General features: G+C 63.6%; 18 protein-coding genes and 1 pseudogene. 12 read left to right on the top strand and 7 right to left on the bottom strand.

Features of this window, described 5'->3' with window-relative positions; translation table 11 throughout:
* Positions 1 to 504 carry a DUF1648 domain-containing protein gene (locus R3P93_RS22095; RefSeq protein ID WP_231893676.1) on the bottom strand — a complete coding sequence of 168 codons (504 nt, stop codon included), beginning with the start codon at positions 502 to 504 and terminating at the stop codon, positions 1 to 3.
* 78 nt (positions 505 to 582) lie between these two features.
* Here R3P93_RS22095 and R3P93_RS22090 point away from each other — a divergent pair, with 78 nt between their 5' ends.
* Entirely contained in the window at positions 583 to 2,091 is a 1,509-nt protein-coding gene (locus R3P93_RS22090) for an SAM-dependent methyltransferase (protein WP_231893675.1), read from the top strand.
* Here the strand turns inward: R3P93_RS22090 and R3P93_RS22085 are convergent.
* Positions 2,075 to 2,392 (bottom strand): ArsR/SmtB family transcription factor, encoded by a 318-nt coding sequence (locus R3P93_RS22085; protein ID WP_068046973.1) that lies wholly within the window; start codon positions 2,390 to 2,392, stop codon positions 2,075 to 2,077. The two genes, R3P93_RS22090 and R3P93_RS22085, sit on opposite strands and share 17 nt — an antisense overlap.
* A gap of 88 nt (positions 2,393 to 2,480) precedes the next feature.
* Between R3P93_RS22085 and R3P93_RS22080 the strand changes: the two genes are divergently transcribed.
* The gene (locus tag R3P93_RS22080; protein ID WP_317534097.1) at positions 2,481 to 3,530 is read left to right on the top strand and encodes an SDR family oxidoreductase; all 1,050 of its coding nucleotides are present in this window, start codon (positions 2,481 to 2,483) and stop codon (positions 3,528 to 3,530) included.
* Between the two features lie 80 nt (positions 3,531 to 3,610).
* Positions 3,611 to 4,403 (top strand): annotated as a pseudogene (locus R3P93_RS22075) (acyl-CoA thioesterase).
* Here the strand turns inward: R3P93_RS22075 and R3P93_RS22070 are convergent.
* The 4 genes from R3P93_RS22070 to R3P93_RS22055 all read right to left on the bottom strand — a co-directional run bounded on the left by R3P93_RS22070 (position 4,391) and on the right by R3P93_RS22055 (position 8,875).
* Positions 4,391 to 5,872: a mannitol dehydrogenase family protein gene (locus R3P93_RS22070; protein ID WP_317534096.1), complete on the bottom strand. Its 1,482-nt coding sequence runs from the start codon at positions 5,870 to 5,872 to the stop codon at positions 4,391 to 4,393. The pseudogene R3P93_RS22075 and the gene R3P93_RS22070 overlap by 13 nt on opposite strands.
* A 103-nt stretch (positions 5,873 to 5,975) precedes the next feature.
* Positions 5,976 to 6,947, bottom strand: coding sequence for an ABC transporter substrate-binding protein (locus R3P93_RS22065; protein ID WP_068046985.1), 972 nt, complete (start codon positions 6,945 to 6,947; stop codon positions 5,976 to 5,978).
* 54 nt (positions 6,948 to 7,001) lie between these two features.
* On the bottom strand, positions 7,002 to 8,099 hold the full coding sequence (locus R3P93_RS22060; RefSeq protein ID WP_082898561.1) for an ABC transporter permease: 1,098 nt from the start codon (positions 8,097 to 8,099) through the stop codon (positions 7,002 to 7,004).
* Entirely contained in the window at positions 8,096 to 8,875 is a 780-nt protein-coding gene (locus R3P93_RS22055) for an ATP-binding cassette domain-containing protein (protein WP_068046988.1), read from the bottom strand. Before R3P93_RS22055 ends, R3P93_RS22060 begins: the two co-directional genes overlap by 4 nt.
* 408 nt (positions 8,876 to 9,283) lie before the next feature.
* Here R3P93_RS22055 and R3P93_RS22050 point away from each other — a divergent pair, with 408 nt between their 5' ends.
* Both R3P93_RS22050 and R3P93_RS22045 read left to right on the top strand, forming a co-directional pair.
* On the top strand, positions 9,284 to 10,009 hold the full coding sequence (locus tag R3P93_RS22050; protein WP_068046991.1) for an SDR family oxidoreductase: 726 nt from the start codon (positions 9,284 to 9,286) through the stop codon (positions 10,007 to 10,009).
* A gap of 31 nt (positions 10,010 to 10,040) precedes the next feature.
* Positions 10,041 to 11,048 (top strand): LacI family DNA-binding transcriptional regulator, encoded by a 1,008-nt coding sequence (locus R3P93_RS22045; protein WP_068046994.1) that lies wholly within the window; start codon positions 10,041 to 10,043, stop codon positions 11,046 to 11,048.
* Here the strand turns inward: R3P93_RS22045 and R3P93_RS22040 are convergent.
* Positions 11,033 to 11,587 (bottom strand): AAA family ATPase, encoded by a 555-nt coding sequence (locus tag R3P93_RS22040; RefSeq protein WP_179271993.1) that lies wholly within the window; start codon positions 11,585 to 11,587, stop codon positions 11,033 to 11,035. The genes R3P93_RS22045 and R3P93_RS22040 overlap by 16 nt on opposite strands.
* 102 nt (positions 11,588 to 11,689) lie before the next feature.
* Here R3P93_RS22040 and R3P93_RS22035 point away from each other — a divergent pair, with 102 nt between their 5' ends.
* The 7 genes from R3P93_RS22035 to R3P93_RS22005 all read left to right on the top strand — a co-directional run bounded on the left by R3P93_RS22035 (position 11,690) and on the right by R3P93_RS22005 (position 20,289).
* Positions 11,690 to 12,694, top strand: a complete 1,005-nt coding sequence (locus tag R3P93_RS22035; protein ID WP_197477921.1) for a LacI family DNA-binding transcriptional regulator — start codon at positions 11,690 to 11,692, stop codon at positions 12,692 to 12,694.
* Positions 12,695 to 12,704: 10 nt separating this feature from the next.
* Entirely contained in the window at positions 12,705 to 14,060 is a 1,356-nt protein-coding gene (locus R3P93_RS22030; protein ID WP_317534095.1) for an FGGY-family carbohydrate kinase, read from the top strand.
* Positions 14,061 to 14,131: 71 nt separating this feature from the next.
* Positions 14,132 to 15,016, top strand: coding sequence for a tagatose-bisphosphate aldolase (locus tag R3P93_RS22025; protein WP_094688286.1), 885 nt, complete (start codon positions 14,132 to 14,134; stop codon positions 15,014 to 15,016).
* A gap of 72 nt (positions 15,017 to 15,088) precedes the next feature.
* Positions 15,089 to 16,171 carry an alpha/beta hydrolase gene (locus tag R3P93_RS22020; RefSeq protein ID WP_082898557.1) on the top strand — a complete coding sequence of 361 codons (1,083 nt, stop codon included), beginning with the start codon at positions 15,089 to 15,091 and terminating at the stop codon, positions 16,169 to 16,171.
* 68 nt (positions 16,172 to 16,239) lie between these two features.
* Positions 16,240 to 17,865, top strand: a complete 1,626-nt coding sequence (locus R3P93_RS22015) for a long-chain fatty acid--CoA ligase (protein WP_068047015.1) — start codon at positions 16,240 to 16,242, stop codon at positions 17,863 to 17,865.
* Positions 17,866 to 17,965: 100 nt separating this feature from the next.
* Positions 17,966 to 18,343, top strand: coding sequence for a hypothetical protein (locus R3P93_RS22010; protein WP_317534094.1), 378 nt, complete (start codon positions 17,966 to 17,968; stop codon positions 18,341 to 18,343).
* Entirely contained in the window at positions 18,340 to 20,289 is a 1,950-nt protein-coding gene (locus R3P93_RS22005) for a primary-amine oxidase (RefSeq protein ID WP_317534093.1), read from the top strand. The genes R3P93_RS22010 and R3P93_RS22005 overlap by 4 nt, the downstream gene beginning before the upstream one ends.
* The last annotated feature ends 14 nt before the right edge of the window (positions 20,290 to 20,303 follow it).

Raw genomic sequence — 20,303 nt, 5'->3', positions numbered from 1 at the left:
TCAGTCCTTCGGAACGCGGTACCGGCCACCTTTGACGACGAACACCACGTATCCCAGAATGGCCAGCACGTACAGCGCCGTCGGTACCGCGAGAACCCAGACGCTGACGGAGTCGCCTGTGGTCGCGCCCGCAACGCCGGTGATCCAGGCGAAGAGCAATGCCGTTGCCGCGCCGATCCACTCGAGGTCCTCGGCCATCTTCCGGTTCAGCTCCGGTCGATTCTCGGCGGCAGTCCAGTACTCGTGCATCTTTCGACTCGGCAGATTCACCATGGACGCCGGAACCTTGGGCAACCACCAACCGATACTCGCGAACAACCCGATCATCGCGAATCCGATGCCGCCCATCGTGAGCAGGAAGGACAGCTTCGACTCCATGCGATCGACCTGACCGGACGCGTCGAAGTGCGCGGGAACTCGATCCCCCGCGGTGACGGCGACCCAGATCAGAGCAACGATGAACACCAGAGTTGACAGCAGCAGGGCCGCACGCGAAAGCTTCATCGAAGTCCACATTAGTGCCTCCAGCATCGGTGTGGTGCCGTGGCTCCGGGGCTTCCGCTCCCGTGTCACGGAAGGCACTTGTCCGCACCACTGCCGGAGGCACCGATGCCCAACAACGAGTTCGGGGACTTCCAGACCCCTATCGAGTTGGCACGTGCGTTGGTCAGCACCCTGCCTCGAACGGCGTGGACCCGCGTCCTCGAACCCACGTGCGGTGTCGGGAACTTCCTGTCGGCCATCGGGGAGCGTCATCCCGATGCAGAACGTGTCGGAATCGAGGTGCAACCCGAGTACGCCGCGGCCGCATCGGCATTCGGCCGAGTGATCACCGCCTCGATTTTCGATTTCGACCTTGCACGCGACATCGCATGGACATCTGCGACCGGCCCGACTCTCGTCGTCGGCAACCCACCATGGGTGACCAATTCTCAGCTCTCGGTTCTGGGCTCGAGCAACAGACCGGCTCGCGCGAACACCGAGAACGCGCGCGGAATAGATGCGATCACCGGAAGCTCCAATTTCGACATCGCAGAATTCATTTGGATCAAGCTCCTCGCCGAGTTCAGCGATAGACCGGTGACCATCGCGATGATCTGCAAGACCCAGGTTGCTAGAAACGTGCTGTTGCACTGCGCTCGGCAGCAGCTTCCGGTGACCGGTTCGAGTCTACGAATGATCGATGCGAAGAAGTGGTTCGACGCAGGGGTCGACGCCTGCTGGTTCACCGTGGAACTCGGGCCGGGTAAGACCGACTACACCGCGGCGACCTATCCGAGCATCGTTGCGTCACAACCGGACAACAGAATCGGGGTCATCGACGGCCAACTCGTCGCGAACGTCGATGCGTACCAGCGCAGCAAGCAGTTCGATGGCATCAGTTCACTGATGTGGCGGCAGGGCATCAAACACGACGCGTCTGCCGTCATGGAACTGACCGAGAACGACGGTCCACGAACCAAACTCGGAGCTTCGGTGGACGTCGAGAGCGAGTTCCTGTTTCCACTGTTCAAGTGCACCGATGTCTACCGCGGTAAGCTCACCGAAGTATCGCGGTGGATGATCGTTCCGCAGTCGCATACCGGTGACGACACCGCGCAGTTGGCGGACAGCGCGCCGAAGCTGTGGAAGTACCTGACCGACAACGCGGGTGCTCTCGATGGCCGAAAGTCGTCGATCTACCGCAACAGGGCGCGCTTCTGCATCTTCGGAGTGGGGCCGTACACGTTTGCGCCCTACAAGATCGCGATCTCCGGATTCCACAAGGTTCCGCAGTTCAGAATGATCGGCCCCTACGACGGCAGACCTGCGGTGTTCGACGATGCCACCTATCTCCTTCCGTTCGAGGACCCAGCGGCATGCGCGGTCGCCCATGCGCTGTTGACCGGCCAGGAAGCCACGGATCTCATTGCTGCACTGGCTTTTTGGGACAGCAAACGACCGGTGACGAAGAAGCTGTTGCAACGCATCGACCTGAGCGCCATCGCACGTGCAACCGACCGGCGCGCCCTGCGGGACCGGGCGCGAGCCGTGCACCAGGACAGCAGCTCGATCGATCAGGCGATCGACAACTTCACAGATCCGACTTGATCGTTTCGGCAAATCGGTCGAGGAATGCGTCGTTGCGTTTGTAGTGCACCCAGGGACCGATCTTGGTGCTTGTCACCAGCTGCGCGCGTTGCAGCACGGCCATGTACTGCGAGGCGGTGGATTGAGACACGCCCGCCCTCGACTGAATGTGCTTGAGGCACACTCCCACATCTTCGGCCGGCTCGAGCTGCGGCGGAAAATCGCTCGGGTCCTTGAGCCACTGCATGATCGCCAATCTCGCGGGGTTGCTCAGCGCACCGAACACTGCTGCGAGCTCCGCGGGGTCCAGTTCGTCAGCCACCCTCGAAGCTTACTCCTATATCGCGATATCCCGATATGTGGTCTACTTGAGGCATCGCAATATCGCGATATCAAGATTGGAGTAGGTCATGTCACGCGTAGCAGTAGTAGTGGGAGCCAACGGAGTGATCGGCGGCAACTTGGTCGATCACCTGCAACGGACGGGCGAGTGGGACATCGTCGGGCTGTCACGCCGAGGTGGTACGGACGCCGGACGCGTCCGGCACATCGCGGTGGATCTGCTCGACGCCGACGAGACCCACCGTCGACTGGCGGAGCTGACCGACGTCACACACATCTTCTACGCCGCTTACCAGGAGAGACCGAGCTGGGCCGAACTCGTCGCCCCCAATCTCGCGATGCTCGTCAACGTGGTCACGGCCGTCGAGGAGAGCTCACCGGACCTCGAGCACGTGAGCCTGATGCAGGGCTACAAGGTGTACGGCGCGCACCTGGGCCCTTTCAAAACCCCGGCGCGAGAATCGGATCCGCCGCACATGCCGCCCGAGTTCAACGTCGATCAGCAGCAGTTTCTCGAGGCGCGGCAACTCGGTAAGCGGTGGACGTGGTCGGCGATCCGGCCGTCGGTGGTGTGCGGTGTTGCGCTGGGCAACCCGATGAATCTGGCCACCGTCATCGCCGTGTACGCCACCATGTGCAAGAAACTGGGCGTCCCCATGCGGTTTCCGGGCAAGCCCGGTGCCTTCGACGCACTGCTCGAGATGACAGATGCATCGTTGCTCGCCGAGGCGACAGTATGGGCGGCCACCACGCCGAGCTGCGCCAACCAGGCGTTCAACATCACCAACGGCGATCTGTTTCGCTGGAGCGACATGTGGCCGCGTATCGCGGGTCTTTTCGACCTCGATACCGCAACTCCCCTACCGATGTCCTTGGCAGATGTCATGGCAGACAAGGAACCGCTGTGGAATTCGATCGTCGCCGAGAACGGGCTGCAGAAGATTCCGTATTCCGACGTATCGTCCTGGGCCTTCGGCGATTTCGTGTTCGCGTGGGACTACGACGTCCTTGCCGACGGTTCCAAAGCGCGTCGACTTGGTTTTCACCGTTTCGTCGACACCGAGGCGATGTTCGCCGAGATAGTCGCCGAGCTACGTCGCCAGCGAATCATTCCGTGAGGGAGCCACCCTGCGTACCACCCGAGTGGGCCGGATAGTTTGAATCGGCACGAACGCCGATCGAGACCTACGGGAGAACAATGCATCCGTTCGACACAGCAGTCGCGCTCGAGACCGTCGGCGACGGCACGTATCGCGGCAGGACATCAGCGCCGTACAACAACATGGTCGGCCCGTTCGGTGGCATCACTGCTGCGACGTTCATCCGAGCCATCGAACGGCATCCGGAATGCCTCGGATCGCCGGTCTCGCTGACGGTCAACTTCGCCGGTCCGGTGGCCGAGGGCGAATTCGAGATCTCGGCCGCGCGCCGTGCGAACCAACCGGAGCAATCAGCACTGGTACCTCGAACTCGTCCAGGACGGTGCCGTCGCCACCACAGCCACGGCGGTGTTCGGAACCAGGCGCGAGACGTGGGACAACACCGAGGCCGTGACCCCGGCCGTCCCCTCCCCCGCCGAGACGCCCCGCGGCAACTTTCCCGACGCAATCGCCTGGGCACAGAACTACGAGATGCGTTTCGTTGCAGGCGCTCTGAACGACCAGGAATCACCCGACTCGACCGAGACACTGTGGATCCGCGACACGCCGCCGCGTCCGGTGGACTTCGCTGCGCTGACCTCGCTCAGCGATGTGTTCTACCCCAGGATCTTTCAGCGCCTCGGTCGCTACGTGCCGGCCGGCACCATCTCGCTGACGATCCACTACTTCGCGACGCCCGACGATCTCGAGCAGCACTCCGACGGGTACGTCCTCGGTACCGCACAAGCACGCCGGTTCCATCAGGGCTACTTCGATCAGACGGCAGAACTGTGGACCGAAGGTGGAACATTGCTGGCCACGAGCCACCAGGTGGTGTACTACAAGGTCTGACCCACTCCGACCGACTGTTCCAGCACGCGCCGCACTGCTCCGCGGGCACCGCTGTCCTGAAGCGAGCGCTTGGCCCTTTGGTACGCCCCGCGTAGCCGCGGACTCGTCGCCAGATCACCGAACACGGCTGGGTTCGCCAGGAAAGCGCCGGGGTTGTCGTGATCCTCCCACGACAAACGCTGCAGGTGTTCGGCGTTCGCGTCGACCATCGGGATGTCCCCACGCTCGTGGACTCCGCACCACGCGGCGAGCACCAGCGCTCCGTGGTCGACCGATCGGTCCTGTGCCAGCCGGTCGCGGATCACCGGCAGCACGAACTTCGGGATGCGGGCGGACGCGTCGACGATCTGACGTTCGAGCGTGTCTCGCACCGCATGGCTCGAAAAACGTTGCAGCAGTTGTTCGATGTAGGTGTCGATGTCGATTCCGTCGACCGGGTCGAGCGTCGGTGCAGCCTCGGTTCGCATGTACGACGCCACGAACTCGTACAGGTCGGGACTTCCCATCACCTCGTGCACGTGGGTGTAGCCGGCGAGGATACCGAGATAGCTCAGTGCTTGGTGAGATCCGTTGAGCAGCCGCAGTTTCATGTGTTCGTACGGTGCGACGTCGGCGACGAGTTGCACTCCGACCTCGACGAAGGGCGGTCGGCCGAACGAGAAGGTGTCTTCGACCACCCACTGCGAGAACGATTCCGACCGCACCGGCCAGCCGTCGTCGATTCCGAAGTCGCAGCGCACGTCGTCGATGACTGCGGTCGTCGTAGCAGGGGTGATCCGGTCGACCATCGAGTTGGGAAACGCGACCGATGCGTCGATCCAGTCTGCCAGGTCGGCGTCGTGCCGACGGGCGAAGGACGTCAATGCAGTTCGGGTCACCGACCCGTTGTGGACGATGTTGTCGCACGACATCACGGTGAACGGTGGAATTCCGTGGTACCGGCGGGTGGCGAGCGCAACGGTCAGGAAGCCGAAGACACTCGAAGGTACCGAGAGGTCCCGGAGGTCGTCGAGCACTGCAGGATCGCTGGGCTCGAATGCACCGGTGATGTCGTCCACGCCGTAGCCCGCCTCGGTGATCGTCAGTGACACGATCATCGTGGCGGGTGAGCTGAGCACATCGAGTACCCCCTGGGGATCCTCGGGCGCGAAGACGAAATCCGCGACCGAACCGATGACCCGGGCGTCGCGTCGACCGTCCGGATCCACCGTGACCAGGGTGTAGAGGTGGTCCTGGGAGTCGAGGACGTCACCGATCTTCCTGTCTCCCGGCAACACTCCCACTCCACACAGTGCCCAGTCGAGATGGCCGGCCGCGAGAAGCCGATCGAAGTACACCGCCTGATGAGCGCGATGAAAAGCACCGACTCCGAAATGCACCACACCGCAGTGCAGTTCGTCCAAGTCGTAGTCCGGCTTCGCGACGGTCGCGGGCAGGTGTTCCAACGTCGCGCGGCGAAGCTCGGTCATGACAGGTCCTCGGGGTCGGACGAACGTGGTGAGCGGTGGCGCTCCCGGGCATGGTCTGCCACCAGGAGCACCACCGCAGCTGAAGGGGGTTACACGTCAGGGATCAGCAGGACGACTTGTAGACGTACTGCGCGCCCTCGCCGTCGATGTTCTCGGCGGTGATGACATGGAAGCCGGTCGAGATGTCGGCGGTGACCGGCTCGTCGTTGATGGCGGCCATGGCCTGCGCGACACCGTCGGTGCCGATGGTGTCGGGCTGCTGCGCTATCAGCGCCTGCACTGTTCCCTCACGAAGCTGCTTGACCTGGGCGGGGCCTGCGTCGAACCCGACGATCTTGACCTGATCCTGCTTGCCTGCCTGCCGGACGCCCGTAGCCGTGCCCTCGGCCGCGAACGTGTTCGCGGCGAAAATTCCGACGATATCGGGGTCCTTCGCCAGAGCGGCCGAGACCAGACGAGCAGCCTCGGCCGGGTCGTTGTGGCTGTACTGGACTCCGAGGTAGTCGAATGCCGAGTTGGCCCCGACGGCTTCCTCGAAGCCGGCCACCCGGGCGTCGGCGGTGGAGATCCCGGGATCGGTGGAGATGACGAGCACCTTGCCTCCGGATGGGTTGAGCTGCTCGATGGCGCTGAACGCTTCTGCCCCACCTCCCTTGTTGTCGGACGAGATCGAGGAGACCGCGATGGACGGGTCTTCCAGGGTGGTGTCGACGAGTACGACCTTGATACCTGCTCTGGAGGCTGCCTCGAGTGGTGCCTGCATGGCGGCCACGTCGGTGGGCGCGATGAGGATTGCCGACGGCCGCGATGCGACAACCGAATCCACGATCGGCTTCTGCAGGGTGGGATCGAACTTGACCGGGCCCTGAGTGTCGACTGTGACGCCTGCGTCCTTTGCCGCAGCTTCGATTCCGCACTGCATACTGATGTAGAACTCGTCGCCACTGACGCCCTGAATGAAGGCGATGTTGTTGCTGCCGCCACCGCTTCCGGAGTCGGACGAACAACCCGCCAGGAACATGGCGGAGACCGAAGCGACACTCAGTGCAACGACGGCGGTGCGTGATGTGATCATGGTCGACTTTCTTGTAAGGGATTTGAGTAAAGGGAGTTTCGAGGCTGGCCGGAACTAGGGACTTCGAGACCAGAGTTTCTTGAGGGAGCTGGGCGATTGACCTCGGCTCGCTGCGTCACGTCGGCGCTGATCGAAGTAGACCGCTGCGATGAGGACAGCACCGACGGCGACCTGCTGCCAGAAGGGCTGGACTCCGACGATGACGAAGCCGTTCTGCAGCACGGCAGGGATGAACAGTCCCACGACGGTGCCGAACATGGTTCCGATGCCGCCGAAGAGGCTGGTTCCGCCGATGACCACTGCCGCAATGACATTGAGGTTGGTCTGCGACTGTCCGGCGATGGCGGTGGTGCCGTACTGCGACAAGGACAGAATGCCGGCCAGTCCAGCGAGAGTGCCGGAGAGTGCGTAGACCTTGACCAGGTGCATGTCCACCTTGATGCCGACGCGCCGAGCAGACTGTTCCTTGGAGCCGACGGCAAAGGTGTAGAGGCCGAACTTGGTGCGATGCAGCACGATTCCGAAGATCACCACGAGCACCAGCGCGATGCTCGAGATCAGTGGAATGGTGGTGGCCGGGAAGTTTCCGTAGCCGATGGTATCGACCAGAACCGGTGGTACGTCGCGGATGTCGACGCCGCCGGTGATGACCTGCGAGAGCCCGAGAGCTCCGCCCAGGGTCCCGAGAGTCACGATCAGCGGAGGCACGTTGGCCTTACCGATCAGGAAACCGTTCAGCAATCCCCAGCAGAGGCCACACCCCAGTGCCACCACGATTCCGACGGCGGCAACTCCCCACCCGTCGCCGCCGATCGCGGCCATGGTCTTGGCCGAGACGACGCCGGAAAAGACGAGAACGGAGCCGACCGAGAGATCGATGCCACTGGTGACGATGACGAACGTCATGCCGATCCCGAGGACGGCCAGGATGGAAACGTTCTGGATGATCTGGCGGATGTTGCCCCACTCAGGGAAGCTGCCGGGCGCCATGATCGAGAACACGAGGCAGATCGCGGCCAATACGAGCACGATCTGGAACACCTGAACCCGGGCCAACTTACCGAGCGCTTCGACGAGATCGAAGGAGTGGCGAGACGGTGTGTCGCCGGGTGGCATCGGCTCGAGAGAAGGGCTGATGGTCTGGTTGGTCATCGTGTGGCTCCGGTGGTTGCGCCGGTCATCGCGCCGACGAGTTCTTCCATGGTCGTGTTCTTGGCGTCGAGAGTGGCGACGCGTTTGCCCATCCGCAGTACCTGAATGCGGTCGGCGACCTCGATCACGTGCGGCATCGAGTGACTGATGAACACCACGGCCACTCCCCTGTCCGCCACGCGGCGAATGGTGTCGAGAACGTTTCGGGTCTGCACGACGCCGAGCGCCGCGGTCGGTTCGTCCAGGAAGACAACACCTTTGGCCCAGGCGACCGCACGGGCGATCGCAATGGCCTGCTGCTGGCCACCCGACATGGCTCCGACGGGAACGGTGAGGCTGCGCACAGTGGCTCCGAGTTCGTTCAACGCGTCCTGCGACTGCTTGCGCATCGTGGACACATCGAGAAACCCTAGGTGCCCCAGTAGCCCTTTCGCCTGCAGTTCCCGGCCGAGGAACATGTTCTGCTGCGCATTCAGGTGGGGCGCGAGAGCCAGATCCTGGAACACCGTCTCGATGCCGAGTTCCGCTGCCACGGTGGGACTGTCGAGATCGACCGCAGTGCCGTCGAACAGGATCTCACCGGTGTCGACCGCGAGACTGCCCGAGAGCGCCTTGACCAACGTCGACTTGCCTGCACCGTTGTCGCCGATGAGGGCGACGACCTCGCCGGGGTAGATGTCGAAATCGGCGTCGTCGAGGGCGCGCACGTTTCCGAAGCTCCTCGACAATCCCCTCGCCTCGAGGATCGGTGTCGCCACAGGTGCAACGCTGGCCATGGATACTCCTTGGTCGAATCGAAAACCGTCGGGTGCGGGATGAACACCCCCACCGGTGCCTGTGCAGCACGGTCGGAGATCGTGATCTGCGAGGCAGGTCGAGCTCCCTGCGGGGCTCGTTGTGTAAACGAGTGTGACCCACGCAACCCGCATTGTCACGTGTTTCGTGAAAATTCATGTCACCGGTGACATGGCACAGATCCTGCTCACGGCAGAAGCCGCACCTTCGACCCGCTATCGGACCGAGCGGTACCGTCTCTGAACTGGAGATAGTTGCGATCTACTCGATTTTCGACCCAGCGGAACGGCGCTACGGTACCGTCCATGACACCGATGTCATCAAGCACGCACATGCGGCGGATGACATCGATGACATGACCGATTCGGAAACAGTGAAGGTTGGCGCACATGGCGAAGTTCGACGGCCGGAAGATCTTGGTGACCGGTGCCAGCGGCGGTATCGGCTCGGCCACGGTGCGACGACTGGTGGCCGACGGGGCCGACGTCGTCGCAGCCGGTCAATCGGTGGATGCGTTGGACAAGCTCGCCGACGAGACCGGCGCGCAGCCTCTCGCGTTCGACCTGACCTCCGAGGACAGCGTGCGCGAGGCCGTCGAGGGACTCGAGCTCTACGGAGTGGTGAACTGCGCCGGCTTCGGCGGCGAGATCGCCACGCCACAGGACACCGACATCTCCGTCTTCGACAAGGTCATCGCCATCAACGCGCGTGGCGCTCTCCTCGTCATCAAGTACACCGTCCCCGCGATGATCGCCGCCGGTGCTGGAGCAATCGTGAACGTGTCGAGCCAGGCCAGTCTCGTCGCCCTGACGGGCCACATCTCGTACGGCTCCTCGAAAGCCGCCCTGGACAACATCACTCGGGTTTCGGCCCTGGAACTCGGTCGCCACGGAATCCGGGTCAACGGAGTCAATCCGACCGTCGTGATGACGGAGATGTCCGCGTTCTACTGGGGCCGTCCGGAGATCGAGGAGCCGTTCCTGGCACAGATGCCGCTGGGGCGCTGGGCCACCGAGGACGAGATTGCCGCGCCGATTGCCTTCCTGTTGAGCGATGATGCTTCCATGGTGACCGGGGTGTCGTTGCCGGTGGACGGCGGCTACACGAGTCGATGACGAGCGGACGACGAGCAGACGGGGGTAGATCATGACCACCATGCAGGATGTCGCGGCACTGGCCGGAGTCAGCGCCAAGACCGTCTCACGGGTGTACAACAACGATCCGCACGTCGACCCCGAAACGCGCGCTCGCGTCACCGATGCCCTGAATTCACTGAACTACGTTCCGAACACGATGGCGACGTCGTTTCGCAACGGTCAAGCGGCAGCGATCGGTGTGGCCGTGCCCGATATCGACGATCCGTTCTTCTCCTCCATCGCACGAGCCATCGAGGAGCGCGCCCGCGAGGACGACATGGCCGTGTTGGTCACGAGCCTGGGGCACGACGGTGACCAGGAGCAGGCTCTGGTCGAGTCGCTGCTGCGTAGACAGTTGAGCGGCTTGATCATTGCGCCGACGGGTTCCGATCACGGTTACCTGGAGCGCTGGATCGACAAAACTCCGACGGTCTTCGTCGATCGCGCACCCGACGGCCTCAAGGCCGACAGCTTCGTCGACGACGATCACGGCGGGGCGGTGTTGGCCACCGATCATCTGCTTCGGTTGGGACACACTCGCATCGCAGTCATCGGTGACAGTGCCAATATTCCCACCAGCCGGAATCGGCTCGAGGGATACCGAGAGTCGCTGCAGGCCGAAGGAATCGAGTTCGACGAGTCGCTCGTTGCGCTCGGCGTCATGGGCCGCGACGATGCCCGCAACGCCCTGACCGCATTGACCGCACTCGACGATCCACCGACGGCGCTGTTTCTGTCCAACGCACGCGTAGCCATGGCATGCGTGCCGGTGCTGCAGCAGATGGAATTGCTGCATCTGGCGTTCGTCGGATTCGGCGACTTCCCGCTGGCGGATGCAGTGTGGCCGCCGGTGACGGTGATCGACCAGAATCCTGCTCGGCTCGGCCGATTGGCCATCGAGCGACTACTCGGCCGAATCGAGAATCCCGGCAAGCGCTTCAAGCGCCGCAATATCCTCGGCGTCGAGCTCATCGAACGCCGATCCTGCACGCCTGGAAGCGATCACCGCTGCGACTGATCCTGGAGCGCATGCGCAACCAGATCGACCTGCAGTGTGGTCGACAATTCGGCATCGATCCGCAGATGTGGAACACGCGGCTTCTCCACCGGGCGATCCGTCGACCGATGCGCGTCGCGCTCTGCCCCGCGGGCCGCCCGCCGACGCGCCAGCAGCTCCGGCGAGCCGTCGACGTGCACGACCATCGTTGCTGCGGGGGTCACCTGCGAGACCAGTCGTTCCCACTCCGTGCCCGCGGTCAGTTCGCGGGTGAAAGGCGCGACCAGAACGGGGCGCTGACCGATTTCCACGAGGTCCCTCGCAGCAGCGAGCAGCACTGCATACCGGCCGGCACGAATGCGTTCTGCGTGCGGCCCTGCACTGTTCCAGTGCTGCCCGTCCAGTAGCGAATCCAGTTGATCGAGTAGTGGATTGGTGAGTGTATCGAGGTCTAGCAATGCCGTGCCGAAGCGGCGCGCCAGCTCGCGTCCGAGGGTGGTCTTTCCACTTCCTGCAGCACCCGCGACAACCAGAACCGGCAGTTGATCCCGATCGATCACGGAAACGTCTTGACAGACAGGAGGCATGACGTGAATCATACAAGACAACGTTGTCTCGCACCTTTACTACAGCGAACACAATTCCTCCGATCGAGAGTTCACGTGACCGAGCGCGCAAGCATCAAAGACGTCGCCGCGTTGGCAGGCGTCAGCTTCAAGACCGTCTCCCGTGTCGTCAACGGCGTGGACACGGTCTTGCCCGAGCTGCGCGAACGCGTCGAGGCCGCGGTGCAGACGCTCAACTACGTCCCCAATTCCGCTGCGCGCTCGTTGAAATCGGGATCGGGAAACACCATCGGGATCATCGTCGATTCCATCGACGACGTGTTCTTCGCCTCCTTGGTCAGTGCGGTCGAGGATCGCGCTCTCGAACACGGACTGGCCGTCATCGTCGGCAGCACCGGGTTCGACGCTCACCGCGAACGTGACCAGCTGGCGCTGCTGGCCGGTCAACACGTGCGGGGGATCATCCTCGCGCCTGTCGGCGATCACAGCGACTTCCTGGTGCCTCGGCGTCGAACATTGCCGACCGTGACCATCGACCGTTCCATCCCGGGCTTCGATTCGGTCATCGTCGACGATTACGGTGCCGCCAAGCGGGCCGTCGAGAAACTGGTCGAGGGCGGCCACACCCGAATTGCGTTGCTCGGCTTCGACGATCGACTACAGACCGCACAGTTGCGCCGTGAGGCGTACATCGACGTCCTCACCGATCTCGGTCAGACACCGGACGCCGCCCTCGCACCGCCCGTCTCGCACGCCGCAGATTCGGTACGGCCGGTAGTGAAGAAGCTACTGGCTCTGCGGAATCCGCCGACCGCCTTCTTCGTCGCCAACGCGCGGCATGCGACGGCCGTGGTATCGGTGCTGCACGAGATCGATCGCACCGACGTTGCCATGGTCTCGTTCGGCAACTTCTCGCTCGCCGATGCTGTCAGCCCGTCCGTCACATGCATCGACCAGGATCCATACCGGATCGGCACCCTCGCGTTCGATCGCCTGGTGCAGCGCTTCGATGATCCCTATCTCGAAGTCGAGCAACAGATTGCGCCGACCACCCTGGTCGAACGACTCTCACATGCACTCCCCTTACCTGCACAGAAATGAGAACATCCCCGTGAATCCCAGACTCGTTGCGGGACTCGACCTCGGTAGCACCGGCATCAAGGTGCTCGTGATCGACGAGGCCGGAACCGAACTGCTCATCGAGCAGAGTCCGACGCCGTGGCATCACGGCCCGGGCGGAACCACCGACCTCGAGGCCGAGGACCTGCTCGCCACCATCGCGAATCTGCTCGACGCCGTCGCGCGGCGACTGCCCGAGGTGACCGGCGATCCCGCGTCGCGCATCGATGCGATCGCGGTGTCCGGAATGGGCGAGACGGGCTTCCTTCTGGATAAAGACAACGTTGTCCGCGCTCCGGCATTCGCATGGTTCGATCCGCGCGGGCAGCAGCAGGTCGATTCACTACCCCAGGATCTTCGTGATCGGTTCGCCGGCAAGACAGGCCTGCCCGTCGGCGTCCAGGTATCAGTGGTCAAGATCGCGCACCTCCGCGACAACGGACTGAACCTGGCCGGACTGCGCTGGTTCAATCTGCCCGAGTTCGTCGTGTTGGCCCTCGGTGGCCGCGCGGCGGCCGACTACTCGTTGAGTTCCCGGACCGGACTGCTCGATCAGAACACCGGCGAGCCGTGGACGGAGATGTTGACACACTTGGGCGTCGGGGCCGAGTTCATCCCGCCCCTCGTCGACGCAGGCACCGACCTGGGGGTCGCAACCGGACATGCACTTCCCGACGCCATCGTGGGGGCACGGTTGACCGTGGCCGGTCACGACCACCTCGTCTCCGCCGTATCGGGTGGGGCAATCCCCAACGATCGATATCACGTGTCGATGGGCACCGCCGAGGTTCTGCTGCGAGTGCTCGACGCTCCTCTGACTACCGCAGCGCGAAGCCGTCTGGCCGATCACCTGATCAACTCGGTGCGGCATGTGGTTCCTGGCCAACACGTACTCGTCGCCGGGGTCAAGACCGGACTGTTGATGCGACGGGCGTTGCAGATGTGTGACATCACCGACCGCGCCGGGCGTGACCTGCTCGATCAGCGAGTGTGCGCGTTGCCTGCCGCCGGACCGTCCACCGACGGCGGGATAGAGATCGCCGGGGCGCGCAACGATGACGGCGTGCTGTCCATCACCGTGCGCACCGACGGGGTGAACTCGGCGGAGCTGTTCCGTTCGATCCTGTTGCACGGCAACGAGGAGATCGCCCGCCTCATCGCTGCCCTCGACGCCGAGGTTGCGCCCGCTCGGACCACGCTGCTCACCGGCGGTTGGGCGGGCATGGCCAGCGTCCGGGATGCCCGCGCGCAGGTGCTCCCTGATGTCTCGGTGTCGACCCGCTCTCAGGACACCGCTTACGGCGCAGCACTGTTCGCTGCGCGACTACTGACGCTCATAGAAATCTGAGCCCACATTTCTGCAACGAGACAACGTTGTCTCACTTGCTCGCATCCCCAACCCATCACCAGGAGAAGACAATGAACGAACTCACCACCCTCGAGCGTCGCGGAATGGCCGCCATCTCCACCGCCGACGGCAACATGCTCATCGTCGCCGGAGATCAGCGCAACGGCATGAAGGCGGTCATGACGGACGCTCCCGACGGACCCGGCTCGGTCACGCTCGAGCAGCTCGCCGACGCCAAGGCCGATCTGGTTCGCTACCTCGGCAATCACGCCCCGGCGATCCTGCTCGACCCCGAGGTCGCACTGCCGAAGATCGTCGACGAGGGTGTGCTCTCGCGCAACACCGCACTCGTCGTCGGCATGGACGCCTCGGGCTTCGAGGAGACCGATGGACTGCGGTACACCCGGTACGTCGACGGAGTCACCCCGCGCGTCGTACGCGACCTCGGTGGCGACGTCGCCAAGATGCTGTTCTACATGCGCCCCGAACGGCAGGGCGTCGATTCCCGTGTCGCCGAGGAGATCCGCGACCTCGTCAAGGCCTGCTCCGCCGAGGGCCTGCTGCTCATCGTCGAAATCCTGACCTACAAGCTCGAGGGCGAATCGGACGAGGAATACAAGGCCGGCTTCGGCAAGATCATCGCCGACTCCACCCGCATCTCGGTCGAATGCGGTGCCAAGGTGCTCAAGCTCCCCTACCCCGGTTCCGCCGAGGCATGTGCAGCCGTTACCGAAGCGGCACAGGGTGTTCCGTGGGCAGTGCTGTCGGCGGGCGTCGACCACGAGACGTTCATCGAGCAGGTGCGCATCGCAGTGGCCAACGGCGCGCGCGGCGCGATGGCAGGCCGCTCGCTGTGGAAGGACAGCATGGCCGTTTCCGCCGAGACTCGCGAGGACCTGCTCACCAACCGCGCACTCCCACGTCTGCGCGAACTGAACGAGGCCGTCGACAACTGATCACCGTCCTTCGACCGAGCCCGGACACTCCGTCTCGGGTTCGGTCGACGCTTTTCTGGGTAGCGTGAACCCATGACGCACCCCTCGACGCACCTCGACATCGTCGCCGCTCCCGGCGTGTTCGCCGATCTCGCGACGGCCCAGGAATTGGTCGCCAGGGCGCTGTCGGCCCGAGGATTGACGGGCGGAATGGTCGACATCGCATCAGGTTTCGACGAAGCGATCGTCGTTCCTGGCGACGGAATCCCGGTCGATATTTCGCCGCACAGCAGCGGTGTCGTTCGAGTCGATCTGGGCCAGTGCACACCGGACAGATCACCGGGCATCCGCACTCACATTCGCGGCCGCGGGCTCGACGGTCTGCGATTTGCGATCGACAGCGTGTACTTCCACCGCTTTTACCCCGGGACGATCCTGCACTACGGGGATCACCCCGAGCAACGCGTCGAGCAGCGGTTACCCGAGGGCGATGGCCCGTTTCCCGTCGCCGTGCTGATCCACGGTGGCTACTGGCGTTCGCGATGGGAATTCGACCTGATGGACGCGATGGCCGTCGATCTGACCGGGCGGGGTTACGCCACGTGGAACGTCGAATATCGTCGCCCCGACGAACACGGGTGGGATGCGATGACCGGCGACGTCGCGTCCGCTCTGGCGGCGCTGGAGACGGCACCCGGCAGTCTTGATCTGTCCCGAACAGTGCTGATGGGGCACTCGGCGGGCGGTCAACTCGCTCTGCGCCTCGCAGCCGATTCGGCCGGAAAGGCCGTAACCCCTGCTCTCGCAGTGAGTCTGGCCGGCGTGCTCGATCTGAAGGTCGGCGATGAGCGCTGGCTCGGTGAGGGTGCGGTGTCGAATGCGATCGGTGCGCGATTCGCCGGTGCGCAGGAGACGTACGAGGCATCGTCGCCGATCGCGAGGCTTCCGCTCGGAGTTCCGCATCTGGTGGTGTGCGCGGTATCGGACGATCCCAACCTGCTCGAGATCAGTCGGGCGTACTACGCCGCCGCGTCGGCGGGCTCGGATTCGGTCGGCTCGGTCGAAGGACCCGGGGGCCACTTCGCGGTCATAGACCCCGCGGCGGAGATCTATCAGGACATGGTTCGCGAGGTCGACGCCCGAATCCGAGGTACCCGAGACCACGCGTCCGAGTAAGTCCGTATCGTGCATGGTGTGACGCGCAACACAACGACGTGTATGCCGAGACTTCAGGAGCGAGATCGATGAAGAGCACCATGCAGGACACCCCACTGTCCATCGGCCAGCTGGTTCGATTCGGGACGTCCATTCACTCCTCGGCCGAGATCACCACCTGGACGGACACCGGTCCGACCACGGTGACCTTCGGGGAATTGGGTAGGCGGGCAGCGCAACTGGCACACGGTCTGCGGTCGATCGGCATCGACGACGATCAGCGCGTCGGAACGTTCATGTGGAACAACGCCCCGCACATGGAGGCGTACATGGCGATTCCTGCGATGGGCGCGGTGCTGCACACGCTGAACATCCGACTCTTTCCCGAGCAGCTCACCTACATCGTCAATCACGCCGAGGATCAGGTGATCATCGCCGACGCGAGCCTGCTCCCCCTGCTGACACCCCTGCTGCCGACGTTCGAGACCGTGCGGCATCTCGTCGTCGTCGGCGTCGACCCGACGCAGGTCACTGCACCCGACGGTATCGAGGTGCTGGGTTACGAGGACCTACTCGCAGGCAAGCCGGAGGAGTTCGACTGGCCCGAGCTCGACGAACGATCCGCTGCCGCAATGTGTTACACCTCGGGCACCACCGGCGACCCCAAGGGGGTCGTCTATTCACATCGCTCCATCTACCTGCATTCGATGCAGGCCTGCATGACCGACGCGATGGCAATTGCGCAGTCCGACAAGGTCTTGGCCATCGTGCCGATGTTCCACGCGATGTCGTGGGGATTGCCCTATGCAGCGCTGATGGTCGGTGCGTCACTGATCATGCCCGACAGGTTTCTGCAGCCGGCTCCGTTGGCGGAGATGATGTCGACACTGCGTCCGACAGCCGCGGCGGCCGTTCCGACCATCTGGCAGGCCCTGCTCGCTCACCTGGACGAGCACCCGGCCGATCTGTCGAGTCTGCGTGACGTGGTGGTCGGCGGTGCCGCGTGTCCACCGAGTTTGATGCGGGCGTTCCACGAGAAGTACGGGGTGCACATCTCGCAGGCCTGGGGCATGACCGAGACCTCGCCTCTGGGCACGTCCGGCAAGCCCGATGCCGGGCTGTCGGCTGAGGACGAGTTCGATTTACGTTGCACGCAGGGCAGATTCGTCGCCGGGGTTCGCGCACGACTCGTCGACGATGCAGGCACGGTGTTGCCGTGGGACGGTGCGACCGTCGGTGAACTCGAAGTCCGTGGCCCATGGATCACCGGCAGCTACTATCGCGCCGACGCAGACGACAAGTTCGACGACGGCTGGCTGCGGACGGGTGACGTGGGCACCATCTCCGAGGGCGGCTACCTACGACTGACCGATCGCTCCAAGGACATCATCAAGTCCGGGGGCGAGTGGATCTCGTCGGTGGAGCTCGAGAACCAGGTGATGGGGCATCCGGCAGTTCGCGAGGCTGCGGTGATCGGAGTGCCCGATCCGAAGTGGGACGAGCGGCCCCTGGTGGCCGTAGTCGTCCGCGAGGGCGCATCGGTGACAGCCGAAGAACTCAAGGAGTTCCTCGACAGCCGCGTCGCGCATTGGCAGCTGCCGGAGCGATGGACCTTCATCGACGAGGTCCCGAAAACCAGCGTCGGCAAATACGACAAGAAGCGACTGCGTAGCTCGCATGCCGACGGGGCATTGAACGTCATCGAGTTGGTCTGATCCGGTCGGCGAGTTACACGTCCCTCACACGACCTACGAATACCAGTAATGGTCTACCCCTAACGTCGTAACCGACAGCGACGACAGGGAGCCACCGACAGTGTTGATCAACCGTTGTGCAGCGGCACTGGCGGTGACCTCGGCCGTTCTCCACCTGAGGATGGGGATCGGCAGCGCACTCGGTGTTGTGGTCGCCGCCATGGCGGTGGTGTGCCTGCTGTGTGCTGCCGATCTGTGGCGGTCGACGAGCAATCGTCCATGGGTGATCATGGCGACGTCGAGCGCCGTGATGCTGCTTGCGCATGCCTCCGGTCCGGCGGGTCATCATCAGGCCCTCGTCACCGACAGCGTCAGCGACGTCTCGGCGGCCTCGATTCTTGCTGCGACCGAACTCGCGCTCGCCGCCGTCGTCGTTTTCCTTCGCACGCGCCGCATTCCGCCGGAACTTCTCCACTACCCATTGCAGGAGCCACGATGACCGATACCTTTGCGCCCGTTGTAGTTCACCCCTTCGAACCGCTGACCCCGCAGGAGATTTCGAGGACGTCGGCGATCGTGACTCGCGAGCGGAGCCTGACCTCCGCTGCGCGCTTCGTCTACATCGAGCTGCTGGAGCCGACCAAAGTTGATCTGCAGCAATCGGATACGGACCGTCGAGCATTCGTCGTCCTGCGTGACCGGGACGCCCATGCCACCTTCGAGGCAGTGGTCTCGCTCACCCATGATGCCCTGATCAGTTACACCGAGATCGCCGATGCCCAGCCACCCATCACACTGGAGGAGTTCCTTCGCTGCGAGGACGTCATCAAGGCCGATCCACGGTGGCAGGAGGCGATGGTCAAGCGCGGCGTCACCGACTTCTCGCTGGCGATGGTGGACAAGTGGGCCAGCGGCCACACCATGGAGGGCGACAACCCCGGTGGTCGACGCCTCGCCCGCCCGCTGACGTTCGTACGAAGCGAAGCGCAGGAGAACGGATACGCGCGGCCCGTCGAGAACCTTGTCGTCACAGTCGATATGGACACGATGGAGGTCGTCGACGTCGCAGACACCGGAGTGGTACCCATCCCACAGACTCCCGGCAACTACCTACCCGGATTCTACGAACGCCCCGGGAATGTCCCGGAGTTCTCCCACCAACGCGCCCCGATGAAGAAGATCGACATCACCCAACCCGACGGTCCGTCGTTCACGGTGGACGGCCACTACGTCGAGTGGGCCAACTGGCGCTTGCGCGTCGGCTTCACACCCCGTGAGGGGTTGGTGCTGCACGACGTCGGTTACGTCGATCGCGGAACTCTGCGGCCGATCATCCATCGGGCGTCGCTGTCGGAAATGTACGTACCGTACGGCGATCCCGGTGACAGTCAGTGGAACAAGAACGTGTTCGACGAGGGCGAGTACGGTTTGGGTGTTCTCGCCAATTCGCTTCAGCTGGGTTGTGATTGCCTCGGTGAGATTCACTACTTCGACGCGTACGTCAACGATCAGGACGGTCAGCCGATCGAACTTCCGAATGCGATCTGCATGCACGAGGAGGACTACAGCATCGGTTGGAAGCACACCGACTTTCGCGACAATGTGGGCCAGGTCCGACGCAACCGTCGTCTCGTCGTGTCGTTCTTCGCCACCGTGGGCAACTACGACTACGGATTCTATTGGCATCTGTATCTCGACGGGTCCATCGAGTTCGAGATCAAGCTGACCGGCATCATTTCCACCGGCGCGATCGAGCCGGGCACGATCCCCGAGTTCGGCACCCTCGTCGCTCCCGGGCTCTACGGACCGCATCATCAACACTTCTTCAGCGTTCGCCTGGACATGAACGTGGACGGGCTACGCAACAATCTCTACGAACTCGAAGCCGAGGCAGTTCCCGTCGGGCCGGACAATCCGCACGGCAACGCGTGGCGTCAGACCAAGCGCCATCTCGTCACCGAATCGCAGGCGCAGCGAGTCGCCGATCCACTCCGGGCTCGTTCGTGGTTGATTGCCAACGCGGACAAAAGGAACAAGCTCGGCGGGCATATCGGGTACAAGATCGAGCCGTCCGGTGCGGTCGCTCTGCCTCTGGCACAGCCCGGTTCGCAGCAGGCTCGCCGAGGCGGGTTCGCCGCCAAGCACCTGTGGGCGACGCCGTACGCAGAGCGGGAACGCTATGCAGCCGGTGAGTACGTGGCCCAGAATCCTGGCTTCGACGGCCTGGTGGCATACACCGCGCAGGATCGCTCACTCGAAGACGCAGACCTGGTCATCTGGCCCACGATCGCCGCGCACCACGTGGTGCGCCCCGAGGATTGGCCGGTCATGCCGGTCAGCCATGTGAGTCTGCACCTCAAGCCCACGGGATTCTTCGACGGCAATCCGATGCTGGATCTGGCGCCGGAGACGCCGAAATCCGCGGGGCACTGCTGCACCGAGTAGCCATCCGCGTCCGG

The organism is Rhodococcus cerastii, assembly GCF_033042195.1.
Taxonomy (GTDB): domain Bacteria; phylum Actinomycetota; class Actinomycetes; order Mycobacteriales; family Mycobacteriaceae; genus Rhodococcoides.
The sequence above is the reverse complement of the archived record's forward strand: the minus strand, read 5'-3'. Positions and strand labels throughout refer to the sequence as shown.